This is a genomic window from Acinetobacter sp. DSM 11652 (assembly GCF_900109815.1).
Lineage (GTDB): Bacteria > Pseudomonadota > Gammaproteobacteria > Pseudomonadales > Moraxellaceae > Acinetobacter.
This window is the reverse complement of sequence record NZ_FOBK01000005.1, coordinates 71,456-86,391: the sequence shown is the minus strand read 5'-3', so window position 1 is coordinate 86,391 and position 14,936 is coordinate 71,456. Positions and strand designations below refer to the sequence as shown.

The window sequence follows — 14,936 nt, the reverse complement described above, 5'->3', positions numbered from 1 at the left end:
AAAGCTGATATGGTGTTTCTGATTCACAAATCAATAGCTTGAATAAAAAATATTCTTTTAATTTTACAATTTTTATTGATTCAAAATAATATTCGGAATCTTTTTCAAAAATATATCTCTAGCTATATCGCCTTGTTGTTCAATGTTGTAGTCATTGAAATTTTTTTTAGGGTCAAATTTATAGGCATAAGGATTATACTTTTTGAAGGAAATAAAATACGCGCTTTGCAGAAAAGCGCCTTTGAGCAAAACATTTTGTCCTTGTTGGTGTTGTAAAATATGAGTCATCTCGTGAATGAAAATTCCTTGATAGATTTTATTTTCTTTCGAATAGTCAGTTTTGAAATGTTTGTTACGAATATGCAAATAGCCCTTTGGTGCCATAAATACCGCTGAGGGTTGCCACGGTAGAAACGGATGATTCATGATTTTCACCCTGTCATAATCTATGAGATCACCAAAGACACTTTGGCTCAACGTGATTTCACCTTGGGTGAGTGATCTACATCTAAAAGCGTCAAATTTTATCCATTTTAAAATAAGTGGCATCCACAACATCATACTTATTTCTTAATCTACTTAAAGTTTATGTGACATTCAAAATATCACTATTTGGAATCATTACTTGTTAAAAATGGTGTTGACCTTTAATGATAATGAAATGGTATTTACTGATTAAAACTTAATAATTTTGTTAGACAATCTTGATGAATGAGCAATTATGCCATCTCTAAAGATTTATTATGCAAATGGCTATTTCCTCTTTTTATCTTAATTTTTTAGAAACGTCGAATAATTCACATTATTTGAATGTATTCACTGAGATAAAAGAGAAGGTTCGCCATGTTATTAACTCAGCCACTAAAAAAAATTTCTAAATTTCTAAACGGTTCTAAATTTGATCCTGAGAATCAATCAAAAGCTATTCCAATTCGTCATATGAAATTTGATTTTGATCATCAAAAGATTGATCCAAAATTTTATTTGAATGCGGAATTAGCAAGTGCTTACTTTGCCTCACTTTCAATTTTTTTAACCTATGGTGAGGATCTCGTTATTGATACAGCACGTTATCATCGTGACTTTATTCAAGATCCATTACTCAAGCAAAGAGTGACAGCGCTGATTGGGCAAGAAGCTTTACATTCTAAACTTCATGAAGAATTAAATGACGCTTTTTTAAAGGCAGATTTGCCTGTCAAATTGTTTAGATTTCTGGCGCATCACGTTTTTGAATATGGTTTTAATCGGTTACCTCAGCCAATGAAATTATCGCTTATGGCTGGGATTGAGCATTTTACCGCAGTGCTTGCTGAATACATGATGAATCATGAGCATATTTTCTTCGAATCTCAAGATGAGAAACAACGCGCAATTTGGATGTGGCATATGCTTGAGGAATCAGAGCATAAAGATATTGCATATGATGTGTTTCAACTTCTTTCGAGTAACTATGCTTTAAGAATAGCAGGCTTTTTCCCAGCGCTTATTACGATTTTAGTGCTGATTTCTGCTGCATCCTTAATTGTGCCATTTTATCGTAAGCCATCAAATCTAATCAGTTTAAGTTACTACAAAGATATGTACCGAAGTGTAGGTTTGATTTTTGGTCTAAAAGATGGTGTTTATGGCAGTTCGATCAAACATATTTTCGAATATCTCAAACCAGACTTCCATCCGAATGATCATGATACATCAGCGTTTTTAGAGTACTACAAAGAACGTTTATTAAATCCAGTGGATGGTATTTTAACACCATACTTTACGAAGGAATTCATGCCTGCTTTAAAGGTATAAGAATAAGGATAGTTCATGCTTTTTTTTAAGAAGAAAATTAAACCGAGCCATCAGGCTTATGCTGTGGTAACGGGTGCTGGAAGTGGTATTGGGCGCAGTTTTGCATTGGAAATTGCAAAACGTGGTGGTCAAGTGGTGTGTGCTGATATTAATTTAGCTGCAGCTGAAGAAACTGTTCAGCTGATTTCTCAGACCACAGGGCAAAAAGCATTTGCTGAATCCTGCGATGTGGGAAAAAAGGAAGATGTTGAGCGATTGGCGAATCAAGCAGAAAACCTTTTTAATCATCCTGTGACACTTGTTATTAATAATGCTGGCGTGGGGTTAGGTGGTAAGTTTGATGAGATAACACTAGAAGATTGGCAATGGTGTATGCATGTCAACTTATGGGGCGTGATTCATGGTTGCCACTTTTTTGTACCGAAGTTTAAACAACAAGGTTATGGGGCAATTATTAATGTTGCTTCAGCAGCAGGATTTACAGCTGCACCTGAAATGACAGCTTATAACGTGACGAAATCTAGTGTACTTGCATTATCTGAAACGTTATCTGCAGAACTACATCAAGATAATATCCGTGTGAATGTGCTTTGCCCAACTTTAGTACCTACTAATATTATGAAGAATGGGCGATTACCTTCCAATTACTCGGGTTTAGCGGATGATTTATTGCAGAATCATGCAGTTGTCACAAGCGATCAAGTTGCACAAAAAACCTTAAACAATTTAGATAAAGGCATTCTTTATACGATTCCACAACCAGACGCGAAATTATTTTGGTTGATGAAGCGTGCTTCACCGACCTTATATACCAAAATGTTAGGTGTAGGTTATCCATGGTTTAAGCGTTTTGTAAAATAATAGAGAGATAAAAGAATGACACTCGATAACGAATTAGAGAGCAATGCAGATTTAAAAATTCAAACTGCTGATCAATCTGAAAAAGCAGAAGTAAAAGTAAAGAAAAAAAATAACGCAGATAAAGAACTTAAAGTCGAACAATTACAGAAGGTGTATGACACGATTGTTGTTGGTGCAGGTATTTCCGGTATCGCTGCGGCATATAAAATGAATCAGGCAGGATATCGCGACTACATTGTGCTGGAAAAAGCGAACCGAGTTGGTGGTACATGGCGCGATAATAATTATCCAGGATGTGGATGTGATGTTCCTTCAGCCTTATATTCTTTTTCCTTTTCGCCAAGTCACAAATGGAGTCATTTGTTTGCCAAGCAGCCAGAAATCTTAAGTTATCTTGAGGAAGTGGTTGAGAAGCATCAACTGACTGAAAAAATCCAATTTAATCATGAATTAAAAACAGCACGTTGGGATAACGAGAAGGCGCAGTGGTCGTTAGAAACTTCTCAAGGAAAGTATCTAGCAAAAACGGTAATCTTTACAACGGGACCGATTACTGAGCCATCATTTCCAAAAATTAAGGGCATAGAAAGTTTCAAGGGGGAAATGTTTCACTCTGCAAGATGGAATCATGAGTACGATCTGAAAGGTAAACGTATTGCTGTTATTGGTACAGGTGCTTCAGCGATTCAATTTATTCCTCAGGTTCAGCCATTAGCGAAAGAACTCTTTGTGTTTCAGCGTACAGCACCTTGGGTGTTGCCAAAAGCTGATATGAATTTGAATGATCAAGCGAAATCACTGATCCAGAAATTTCCCGTTATTCAATCCACTTGGCGGAGCAGTATTGCCCAAATTTTAAATGGCATTAACTTTGGTTTGCGTAATCCGAAAGTGCTGAAGCCTGTGAATTTCTTAAGCAAACAATTATTGAAGTTGCAAATTCAAGATGATGAATTAAGAAAAAAAGTCACACCAAATTTTGATATTGGCTGTAAACGTCTTTTATTTGCCAACAATTACTATCCAGCATTGCAACAAGATAATGTGAAACTAATCAATGAGGGGTTGGTTGAGATTGATGGGAATACGGTCGTTGCGGCCAATGGTGAGCGTCATGAAGTAGATGTCATCATTTGGGGTACGGGTTTTGAGGTATCGCATCCGCCAATTGGTAAACGCATTTACGATATGGATGGGAAGCTCTTAGCAGATCGCTGGAAAAATAGTTCACCAGAAGCTTATTTAGGTGCAAGTATTACCAATGTACCAAATGCATTTTTGGTGCTAGGACCAAATATTCTGGTTTATGACTCATTTATTGGTATTGCTGAAGCTCAATTAGATTATATTCTTGATGGCCTACTAAAGATCAAAAAGCAAAATATTAACAAGCTTGTGATTAAAGACGACGTTGTTAAGCGACATAATCAATTGGTTCAAAAGCATCTTAAAACCACTGTATTTAATGCAGGGGGCTGTAAGAGTTACTATTTGGATGAAAATGGTCGTAACTTTGCAGCATGGCCATGGTCTCTTGCAAAATTAAAACAGCAGTTAAGCTCATTAAATTTGGATCATTATTCACAACACTGATCAAAAAAGCCTGATTTAATCAGGCTTTTTTTTGTTTGTAGATATTCTAGATATACGAGGTTTCTATTTCATCAGGGCTGAAAACAATATTTTGTTGTTAATCAGATAATAAAAAACCACCCAAAGGGTGGTTTTTTGACTGTCGACGCAGTTCGAATTAACGAACGATATCGCGTTGAACTTCGCCAGTGTAAAGTTGACGAGGACGTCCAATCTTGTATGGGCCGCTGTGCATTTCTAACCAGTGGCTGATCCAACCAACAGTACGTGCAAGTGCGAAGATTACAGTGAACATTTCTGTTGGGATACCAATCGCTTTAAGGATGATACCTGAATAGAAGTCAACGTTTGGATAAAGGTTACGCTTGATGAAGTATTCATCAGAAAGTGCGATACGCTCCAATTCCATTGCTAAAGCTAACTGTGGATCATTGATACCTAAAGCACCAAGAACTTCATCACAAGTTTCTTTCATTACTTTAGCACGTGGATCGAAGTTTTTATAAACACGGTGACCGAAGCCCATAAGTTTAACTTCTTTAGTCTTCACTTTTTCCATGAAGCCAGCAACGTTTTCTACAGAGCCGATTTCATCAAGCATCTTAAGAACAGCTTCGTTTGCACCACCGTGAGCAGGGCCCCAAAGTGCAGAGATACCAGCAGCGATACATGCATACGGATTAGCACCAGTAGAACCAGCTAAACGTACTGTAGACGTAGAAGCATTTTGTTCATGGTCAGCATGAAGCGTGAAGATACGATCCATTGCTTTTGCAAGAATAGGGTTAACTTTGTAATCACGATCTGCTGGAGTAGCAAACATCATGTACAAGAAGTTTTCTGCATAGCTTAAGTCATTACGTGGGTAAACGAATGGTTGACCAACAGTATACTTGTAGCTCCACGCAGCAAGGGTAGGAATTTTAGCAATCAAACGGATCGCAGTAATTTCACGGTGATCAACATTTTCGATATCAAGGTTGTTGTGATAGAACGCTGATAACGCACCAACAACACCAACCATAATCGCCATAGGGTGTGCATCACGGCGGAAACCGTTATAGAAGCGGCTAACTTGATCGTGAACCATGGTGTGGTTACGAACTTTAGCGTCAAACTCTTCTTTTTGCTCAGCTGTAGGAAGCTCACCATTTAATAATAAGTAGCAAGTTTCTAAATAATCAGCTTTAGTAGCTAGTTGGTCGATTGGATAACCACGGTGTAATAGAACACCTTTATTACCATCGATAAATGTGATTTTAGACTCGCAAGACGCTGTAGCCATAAAACCAGGATCAAAAGTGAAGTGACCTGCGGCCAATACATCTTTAACGTCGATTACATCTGGGCCCAATGTGCCGCTGTAAATTGGTAATTCAATTTCTTTGCCATCAAGCTGTAATACGGCTTTTTTGCCAGTTGCTTCAGACATTCAATAGATCTCCTGTCCTGGTGAATGTTTTATCTAACCCGAAATAATCTGTTGTAATCCGTGAGTTAGACGGTTTCAAAATTTGCTCTAAGCTTAGTGAGTAGTCAAAAATTGTCAATTATACTTATGGATAAAAATGACGACCTAAAGTGACTGGTTCTAAACTCAGTTAATCAGTAGGAATTTATCTGCTTTTCACTAGCGCCGCCGTATAATAAGACAATTTCAACGGTAGTGGCATAAAAAAAAAGACAAAAACGTGCATATTTTGATGATTTAAACCAAGTAATGCTTGATTATTAATACCTTTTATCAATATGTTAAAGGTTGTGAAAAGCGATTGTTTATAGAATTTGTCAGTTTTTTTAAGATGATAGACTGAATAAATACACCAAAAATGACAATGAAATATTTTTTTTCACTTTATTTACTAATTGATTAAAAAGTGTCTAATTTATAATGTTTCATTACATTTTAAGTGGAGAGCTCAACATTAGAAAATGAAGTTTATTTTGTAATTAATTTATAGGTGCATATGATTTTTATCCTTTTTTACATTTGAAATTACTCAATTCAATTAGATAAAAAAACAATGACCATGTGAGCAATATTCATTTTTCTAATTAGTTTTAAAAGTACAAATTATTTGAGAATTAATTTTCTTTAAGTTTTTGAAAAATAAAATGAATATTATATTTCTTAAAAAAATATATTTTTGTAGTGAGTTGTGCTTTAGTCTAATTAAGACAAATCGAACATTTGAGTTCAGTAACACTAAATTAAAATAAATTGATATAAATATTAATGGCTTAGTGTTTGTATTTAAATAGAGAGATGACTCAACTGTAAGAAAGTAGATGTAAATGATTCTTATTTAAAAATATTTTATGGTTGACGCCTGCTTCGTAGGTTTGTAATTTGAAATTGCACGTTTTATAATTCCGTGTCGTATAAAGGTTTAGACAATTTATTTGTCTAACAAATGCCAGCTTTCCTTCGAATTAATTCCAACAAACTCCGGATGGAGTTTTTAACTACAGGATGCCCGCTGTGAAAAGCAACAGACCTGTCAATTTGTCCATGGGTCAAGTTTTAGACGTAAACTTAAAATCCCCTGTGGCTATTGCATCTATTTTACACCGTCTTTCAGGTGTCATCGTATTTTTACTCGTACCAGTTCTTTTATGGATCTTAGACAAATCATTGTCTTCTCCTGAGGGCTTTGCACAAGTTCAAGCTATTTTTGATAGTTTTATCGTGCGCTTCATCGTATGGGTATTTGTCGCTGGCTTAATCTACCACTTCATCGCAGGTATCAAGCATTTGCTTGCTGATATGGGTATCGCTGAAGAGTTACAAAGTGGTCGTCTAGCAGCAACAATCGCATTAATTTTATCTGCAATTGGTATCGTTGCATCATTTGTATGGATCGTACTCTAATGAAAAGTGCTACTGGTTTAACGGGTTCAGGTTCTCGCGATTGGTTTATCCAGCGTGTAAGTGCTGTAGTTTTAGCTGTTTATACTGTTGTGGTGTTTGGTTGGATCCTTTGTAATGGTGGTTTCAACTTCGAACAGTGGTACGGCTTTATGATGACATTACCAATGAAGATTTTATCTTTATTGGCAGTCTTATCTCTTGTTGCACACGCATGGATTGGTATGTGGCAAGTATTCACTGACTATGTGACGACTCGTCAAATGGGTCCATCAGCATCAGGTTTACGCCTAGTACTGACTTCAGCAGTAATTATTGCTGTATTTGCATATGCGATCTGGGCAATCCAGATTTTTTGGGCGAATTGATAGGAAACAATCATGGGCGCTATAAACCCTAAAGAAGATTATACAAATATTCCACACGAAACTTTCGATGCTGTCATCGTTGGTGGTGGTGGTTCAGGTATGCGTGCTTCTTACCAACTTGCTCAAGCTGGTTTGAAAGTTGCGGTATTGACTAAAGTATTCCCAACGCGTTCTCACACTGTGGCTGCACAGGGTGGTATAGGTGCTTCTCTTGGTAACATGCAAGAAGATAACTGGCACTACCATTTCTATGACACAGTAAAAGGTTCTGACTGGTTAGGTGACCAAGACGCAATTGAGTTTATGACTCGTGAGGCGCCACAAGTTGTATATGAACTTGAACATCTAGGTATGCCATTTGACCGTAACGCTGACGGCACAATTTACCAACGTCCATTTGGTGGTCACTCTGCGAACTACGGTGAAAAAGCTGTTCCTCGTGCTTGTGCTGCTGCCGATCGTACAGGTCACGCACTTCTTCACACGCTTTATCAAAGCAACGTGAAAATGGGTACACAATTCTTCGTAGAATGGATCGCGCTTGATTTGATCCGTAATGAAGCAGGTGATGTACTTGGTGTTACAGCAATTGACCAAGAAACAGGTAAAATTGCAGTATTCCAAGCGAAAGCAACATTGTTCGCAACGGGTGGTGCTGGTCGTGTTTACCGCGCATCTACAAACGCATATATCAACACTGGTGACGGTCTTGGTATGGCTGCTCGTGCAGGTATTCCATTACAAGATATGGAATTCTGGCAATTCCACCCAACGGGTGTTGCAGGCGCAGGCGTATTGTTAACTGAAGGTTGTCGTGGTGAAGGTGCAATCCTTCGTAACAAAGACGGCGAACCGTTCATGGAGCGTTATGCTCCAACTTTGAAAGACTTAGCACCACGTGACTTCGTATCACGCTCTATGGACCAAGAGATCAAAGAAGGCCGTGGTTGTGGTCCTAAAGGTGATTATATCCTTCTTGATATGACGCACTTGGGTGCTGATACGATCATGAAACGTCTTCCATCTGTATTTGAGATTGGTAAGAAGTTCGCGAACGTTGACATCACAAAAGAGCCAATTCCTGTTGTGCCAACGATCCATTACCAAATGGGTGGTATTCCAACTAACATTCATGGTCAAGTTGTTGTTCCTGAATCGCGTGAAACTACTCCGCTAGAAGCACATTACGACAAAGACACCGATACTTATTCTACCAACGCTGCGGATCGCAATTTCACTAAACCAGTGAAAGGTTTCTATGCGATTGGCGAATGTTCATGTGTGTCTGTACACGGTGCTAACCGTTTAGGTACAAATTCATTGCTTGACTTAGTTGTATTTGGTAAAGCTGCTGGCGAACATATCATTGACTATGTGACTAAGCATCACGGTGATGAATATGCGCCGCTTCCAACAACTGTGCTTCAGCAAACTGTTGAGCGTATCCGTCGCTTAGATGAGTCAACTTCTGGTGAGAATGCGCAAGAAGTTGCTGATGCAATTCGCGATATCGTTCAAGATCATGCAGGTGTATTCCGTACAACTGAACTTCTTGAAAAAGGTGTGAAAGAGATTCTTGCACTTGAGCCTCGTATCCGTAATATCCACTTAAAAGACAAATCAAAAGTATTTAATACTGCACGTATTGAAGCACTTGAAGTGGAAAACTTATACGAAGTTGCAAAAGCAACCTTAATCTCTGCAGCTGCACGTAAAGAATGTCGTGGTGCGCATACTGTTGTAGATTTTGAAGAGTCTCCAGATCATCCAGCATATCCTTACGGCCGTCGTGATGATGAGTGGATGAAGCATACTTTATGGTTCTCTGCTGATAACCGTCTTGAGTACAAGCCAGTACGTTATAAGCCTTTATCAGTTGATGCTATTCCACCTAAACCACGTACATTCTAATTGGGAGAAGTAAGATGAGTAGAGGTACTCGTACATTTAATATCTACCGCTACGATCCTGATAAGGATAAAGCACCGTACATGCAAACATTCAAGCTTGAGTTGACTGATAAGCACCGTATGTTGCTTGATGCGCTACTTGCATTGAAAGTTCAAGACGAAACTTTAACGTTCCGTCGTTCATGCCGTGAAGGTATTTGTGGTTCAGATGGTGTAAACATCAATGGTAAAAATGGTTTAGCGTGTCTTTGGAACCTAAACGATTTGCCAGAAGTAATTACTATTCGTCCATTACCAGGTCTTCCAGTAATCAAAGACTTGGTTGTAGACATGAATCAGTTCTATGATCAGTACGACAAAATTCAACCGTTCTTGATTAATAATCAACCTGCACCACCTAAAGAGCGTTTACAATCTCCAGAAGAGCGTGAGCATCTTGATGGTTTGTATGAATGTATTCTTTGTGCATGTTGTTCAACGTCTTGCCCATCATTCTGGTGGAACCCTGATAAATTCTTGGGTCCTTCAGCATTGTTGAATGCATATCGTTTCATTATTGATTCGCGTGATACTGCAACTCAAGACCGTTTGGCTCGTTTAGACGATCCTTTCAGTTTATTCCGTTGTAAAGGTATCATGAACTGTGTATCAGTATGCCCTAAAGGTCTAAATCCAACAAAAGCGATTGGTCACATTCGTAGCATGTTGTTAGATCAAGCTGGATAATGCTGTTCCAAAAAAAGCACACTTAGGTGTGCTTTTTTTTTAATCAAAACTTGATGTTAAATTTAGTTTTCGAGATATTTTGGTTGAAGTGGTTAGATTTGCCCCAATCATAAAAAAATATGCACTTTAGGGATAAATGAAAACGTTTTGCATCTGCAAATATCTTTTTAAAATGTTAAGATATCGGTTTTATGATCCAAGTTGCATGTATTTAAATCTATAATTTTAGGCTTTAGTCTAATAATTATGAATTTTAATAGAATTTATCTAAATGCACCTTATATTATCTCAATGGTTTATAGTTGTATTTAGCTAATTTATGAATGGTATGTGTCAATAAAATCAGTTTGAAGTGAAGTTCATGGTAGGATTTGAACAAAATTTTTAGCATGAATATTATTCAATCTGTACATTAAATCAACATTTTGGTGGTTTGGTGTTAAGCTGAAAGCAGGGATAATCAAATTGAAAAGTTGCTTTAGAAAAGACTAATATTTTTATTTTTTTCTAAGTCAATTTGCAAAAATTGCTCGGTAATTTTATCGAGTATAAAGATGAGTGATGATGCCAATGAGGGCGTTATGATTCGTCATTGGTATTAGAAACTCTCTAATGCTATACGCCCCATGGTCTTTTGTACCAGATGGGTGAATGTCAATTTACCGATTTGGCATTATCAATCATGGGCGAGCTTAGAAAGCTCCCTGTAATGTTTTGCAATAGGAAATGGGTCCACAAATGCAAGAAGTTGCTGACGCATTGCGTCTTGACACTGAACTTTCCGCTGACAGTGCAGCGTATATTGAAGAACTTTATGAGCAGTATTTAGTTGCTCCAGAATCAGTCGGTGCTGATTGGCAAGAATACTTTGGTAAGTTCCCAAAAGGGGATCAACCACACAGCAATGTACGTGAGCAATTCCTTTTATTGGGTCGTAACTCAAACCGTATTCAGCCTGTCGTTCAAAGTTCAGTTAGTTCTGAGCACGAGCGTCGTCAGATTGGCGTATTACAATTAATCGCTGCATACCGTAACCGCGGTCATCAAAAAGCAAAATTAGATCCATTAGGTTTGGCAAAACGAGAAGAAGTGCCTGATCTTGATCTAGCGGCTCATGGTTTAACCAAATCTGACTTAGATACTGTATTCAATACAGGTAATCTTGCAATTGGCAAAACTGAAGCAACTTTAGGTGAAATGGTCAATGCGATGGAGGCGACGTATTGCGCTTCTATTGGTGTTGAATATATGCACATTGTTGACACTAAAGAGAAACGTTGGATTCAACAACGTCTTGAAGGTGTGAAAGGTCAATTTGGTTTTTCAGCAGAACAAAAGAAACATGTTCTTGAACGTTTAACTGCAGCTGAAGGCTTAGAGAAATACTTAGGCAATAAGTATGTTGGCGCTAAGCGCTTTGGTGTGGAAGGCGGTGAATCTTTCATTCCGATGGTTGATGCTGTTATTCAACGCGCAGGTTCTGTGGGATGTAAAGAAGTTGTGATCGGTATGCCACACCGTGGTCGTCTCAACTTGCTTGTCAATATCATGGGTAAAAACCCAGCAGATCTTTTCGGTGAATTTGAAGGTAAATCACTTCACAAGAAAGGTTCTGGTGACGTTAAGTATCACCAAGGTTTCTCGTCAAACGTAATGACTCCAGGTGGCGAAGTTCATTTGGCATTGGCATTTAACCCATCACACTTAGAAATCGTAGGGCCTGTAGTTGAAGGTTCAGTACGTGCTCGTCAAGTTCGTCGTAAAGACATTGGTGGTGATGACGTATTACCAGTAATCGTACATGGTGATGCTGCATTTGCTGGTCAAGGTGTGAACCAAGAAACCTTCCAAATGTCACAAACACGTGGTTATACGGTAGGTGGTACAGTTCATATTGTTGTCAATAACCAAGTTGGTTTTACAACATCAGATCCACGTGATGCACGTTCTACTGAATACTGTACTGATATCGCGAAAATGATTCAGGCACCAATCTTCCATGTGAATGGTGATGATCCTGAAGCTGTATTGTTTGTTGCTCAACTTGCGCATGATTTCCGTCATACTTTCCGTAAAGACGTTGTTATCGATATGTTCTGTTACCGTCGTCGCGGTCACAATGAAGCAGATGAGCCAGCAGCAACTCAGCCAATGATGTATCAAGTCATTAATAAGAAAACGACGACTCGTGCATTATATGCTGACAAATTAGTACAAGAAGGTGTAATTGATCGTGCGACTGCTGATCAGATGATCGAAGATTACCGTGCTGATTTAGAAGCAGGTAAACATGTTGCGAATGCACTTGTACTTGAACCGAATAAAAAAATGTTCGTTGACTGGACGCCATACTTAGGTCATGAATACACTGACGTTTGGGATACTACTTTCCCTGAAGAGCGTTTAAAAGAACTTGGTCGCAAAATGCGTGAGCTTCCTGAAGGCTTCGTGATGCAGCGTCAAGTTTCTAAGGTGATCGATGATCGTCTTAAAATGCAAACTGGTGAAATGCCATTGAACTGGGGTGCAGCTGAGACTCTAGCTTATGCTTCGTTATTGGACGAGGGTTATCTTGTTCGTTTAACTGGTGAAGATGTTGGTCGTGGTACATTCTCGCATCGTCATGCGAAGCTTCATAACCAAGTAGACGGTTCGACGTATATTCCACTTTGCCATATTAAAGAAAATCAACCGCGTACAGCGATTTATGACTCATTATTGTCTGAAATGGCAGTATTGGCATTCGAATATGGTTATGCAACAACTCTACCTAAGAGCTTAATTATTTGGGAAGCACAATTTGGTGACTTCGCGAACTGTGCTCAAGTTGTTATTGACCAATTCATTGCTTCTGGTGAGACAAAGTGGGAGCGTGTTTGTGGTTTAACGATGCTTCTTCCACATGGTTTTGAAGGTCAAGGCCCAGAACACTCATCTGCACGTTTAGAGCGTTTCTTACAGCTATGTGCTGAAGAAAACATGCAAGTGATGACGCCTACAACTCCTGCACAGATTTTCCATGCTTTACGTCGTCAGGCGATTCGCCCAATTCGTAAACCAATGATTATCATGTCTCCAAAGTCATTATTACGTCATAAATTAGCGGTATCTAATCTTGATGAATTAGCGAACGGCACTTTCCAAACTGTGATTGATGAAGTTGATAACATTAATAAGTTGGATGTGACTCGTGTAGTGCTTTGCGGTGGTAAGGTTTATTACGATTTACTTGAAAAACGTCGTGAAAATGAATTGAACAACACTGCTATTGTTCGTGTTGAACAATTGTACCCATATCCAGAAGCACGTTTAGCGGAAGTACTTGCACAATATCCAAATATGAAAGAGCTTGTTTGGGCGCAAGAAGAACCGAAGAACCAAGGCGCATGGTTATTCATCGCACCACGTTTATACGAAGGTGTTATGAAGTCAGGTCAACAAATTCAAATCAGCTATGCAGGACGTGAAGCATCTGCTGCACCGGCTTGTGGCTCACCATATTTACATGCAAAACAACAAGCACAACTCGTTAACGAAGCGCTTGCGATCGTAGCAGAATAATCAGGAGAATCTTAAGAATGGCAACCGAAATTAAAGCACCGGTATTCCCAGAGTCAGTTGCAGACGGAACAATTGCAACTTGGCACAAACAACCAGGTGAAGCGGTATCACGTGATGAAGTGATCTGTGATATCGAAACGGATAAAGTTGTACTTGAAGTTGTTGCTCCTGCAGATGGTACGATTGCAAATATCATTAAAGGCGAAGGCGACACAGTTCTTTCTGATGAAGTAATTGCTACATTTGAAGCAGGTGCTGTTTCAGGTGCTTCTCAAACTCAAGCTGTTCAGTCTGAAGAGAAAGTTGAACAAGCTGCGGCTGCTACAGAAGCGGGTGCTGCTCCGGTTGTTGAACGTGCTCAAGCTCCTGTTCAAGACCAAGCTCCAGCTGTTCGTAAGGCATTAACTGAAACTGGTATCAATGCATCAGAAGTTTCAGGTACAGGTCGTGGTGGCCGTATCACTAAAGAAGATGTGGCGAATCACCAATCTAAACCTGCTGCTGCACCATTAAGCGTAGCTGTAGGTGAGCGTATTGAAAAACGTGTTCCTATGACACGTCTTCGTAAGCGTGTGGCTGAACGTTTACTTGCTGCAACGCAAGAAACAGCAATGTTAACGACGTTCAACGAAGTTAACATGAAGCCAATCATGGACATGCGAGCTCAGTACAAAGATGCTTTTGAAAAGCGTCATGGTGCTCGTTTAGGCTTTATGTCATTCTTTGTTAAAGCTGCGACTGAAGCTCTTAAACGCTACCCAGCTGTAAATGCTTCAATTGATGGTGATGATATTGTTTATCATGGTTACTATGACATCGGTGTAGCGGTATCTTCTGATCGTGGTTTAGTAGTTCCAGTATTACGTGATACTGATCGCATGAACTATGCTGAAGTTGAAAATGGTATCCGTGATTACGCATTCAAAGCACGTGATGGTAAGCTGGGCATTGAAGACATGACAGGTGGTACATTCACGATCACTAATGGCGGTACTTTCGGTTCATTGCTTTCAACACCAATTTTAAATACGCCACAAACTGCAATTTTGGGTATGCATAAAATCCAAGAGCGTCCAATGGCGGTAAATGGTCAAGTTGAAATCTTACCAATGATGTATTTAGCGCTTTCTTATGACCACCGTTTAATTGATGGTAAAGAAGCAGTAGGTTTCCTTGTAACAATCAAAGAATTGTTAGAAGAACCAGCTAAACTTATCCTTGATCTTTAATTCTAAAGAATAAATCCATGGG

Annotated in this window: 11 protein-coding genes; 9 read left to right on the top strand and 2 right to left on the bottom strand. The window is 38.8% G+C overall.

The window, feature by feature from the left end; all coding sequences use genetic code 11:
* Positions 1 to 72: 72 nt before the first annotated feature.
* Entirely contained in the window at positions 73 to 561 is a 489-nt protein-coding gene (locus BMW42_RS06615) for a hypothetical protein (RefSeq protein ID WP_092766833.1), read from the bottom strand.
* 282 nt (positions 562 to 843) lie between these two features.
* On the opposite strand from BMW42_RS06615, the gene BMW42_RS06610 reads away from it, so the two are divergent.
* The 3 genes from BMW42_RS06610 to BMW42_RS06600 are packed head-to-tail and all read left to right on the top strand — an operon-like array spanning position 844 to position 4,251.
* Positions 844 to 1,797 (top strand): metal-dependent hydrolase, encoded by a 954-nt coding sequence (locus BMW42_RS06610; RefSeq protein ID WP_092766832.1) that lies wholly within the window; start codon positions 844 to 846, stop codon positions 1,795 to 1,797.
* A gap of 15 nt (positions 1,798 to 1,812) precedes the next feature.
* A complete protein-coding gene (locus BMW42_RS06605; protein ID WP_092766831.1) occupies positions 1,813 to 2,658 on the top strand; it encodes an SDR family NAD(P)-dependent oxidoreductase in 846 nt (281 codons plus the stop codon).
* 15 nt (positions 2,659 to 2,673) lie between these two features.
* Entirely contained in the window at positions 2,674 to 4,251 is a 1,578-nt protein-coding gene (locus BMW42_RS06600) for a flavin-containing monooxygenase (RefSeq protein WP_092766830.1), read from the top strand.
* Positions 4,252 to 4,408: 157 nt separating this feature from the next.
* Here BMW42_RS06600 and gltA read toward each other — a convergent pair whose 3' ends face one another.
* Positions 4,409 to 5,683, bottom strand: a complete 1,275-nt coding sequence (gene gltA, locus BMW42_RS06595; RefSeq protein WP_035269948.1) for a citrate synthase — start codon at positions 5,681 to 5,683, stop codon at positions 4,409 to 4,411.
* Between the two features lie 1,041 nt (positions 5,684 to 6,724).
* Here gltA and sdhC point away from each other — a divergent pair.
* From sdhC to odhB, 6 genes are all read left to right on the top strand, one after another.
* Positions 6,725 to 7,123, top strand: a complete 399-nt coding sequence (sdhC, locus tag BMW42_RS06590; protein WP_035268514.1) for a succinate dehydrogenase, cytochrome b556 subunit — start codon at positions 6,725 to 6,727, stop codon at positions 7,121 to 7,123.
* Positions 7,123 to 7,488, top strand: coding sequence for a succinate dehydrogenase, hydrophobic membrane anchor protein (sdhD, locus tag BMW42_RS06585; RefSeq protein ID WP_035268511.1), 366 nt, complete (start codon positions 7,123 to 7,125; stop codon positions 7,486 to 7,488). The genes sdhC and sdhD overlap by 1 nt, the downstream gene beginning before the upstream one ends.
* 12 nt (positions 7,489 to 7,500) lie before the next feature.
* Positions 7,501 to 9,399, top strand: a complete 1,899-nt coding sequence (gene sdhA, locus BMW42_RS06580; protein ID WP_092766829.1) for a succinate dehydrogenase flavoprotein subunit — start codon at positions 7,501 to 7,503, stop codon at positions 9,397 to 9,399.
* Positions 9,400 to 9,413: 14 nt separating this feature from the next.
* Positions 9,414 to 10,124, top strand: coding sequence for a succinate dehydrogenase iron-sulfur subunit (locus BMW42_RS06575; RefSeq protein ID WP_035268507.1), 711 nt, complete (start codon positions 9,414 to 9,416; stop codon positions 10,122 to 10,124).
* 738 nt (positions 10,125 to 10,862) lie between these two features.
* Positions 10,863 to 13,685 carry a 2-oxoglutarate dehydrogenase E1 component gene (locus BMW42_RS06570; protein ID WP_035268518.1) on the top strand — a complete coding sequence of 941 codons (2,823 nt, stop codon included), beginning with the start codon at positions 10,863 to 10,865 and terminating at the stop codon, positions 13,683 to 13,685.
* Positions 13,686 to 13,702: 17 nt separating this feature from the next.
* Positions 13,703 to 14,914 carry a 2-oxoglutarate dehydrogenase complex dihydrolipoyllysine-residue succinyltransferase gene (odhB, locus tag BMW42_RS06565; RefSeq protein ID WP_092766828.1) on the top strand — a complete coding sequence of 404 codons (1,212 nt, stop codon included), beginning with the start codon at positions 13,703 to 13,705 and terminating at the stop codon, positions 14,912 to 14,914.
* Positions 14,915 to 14,936 lie beyond the last annotated feature (22 nt).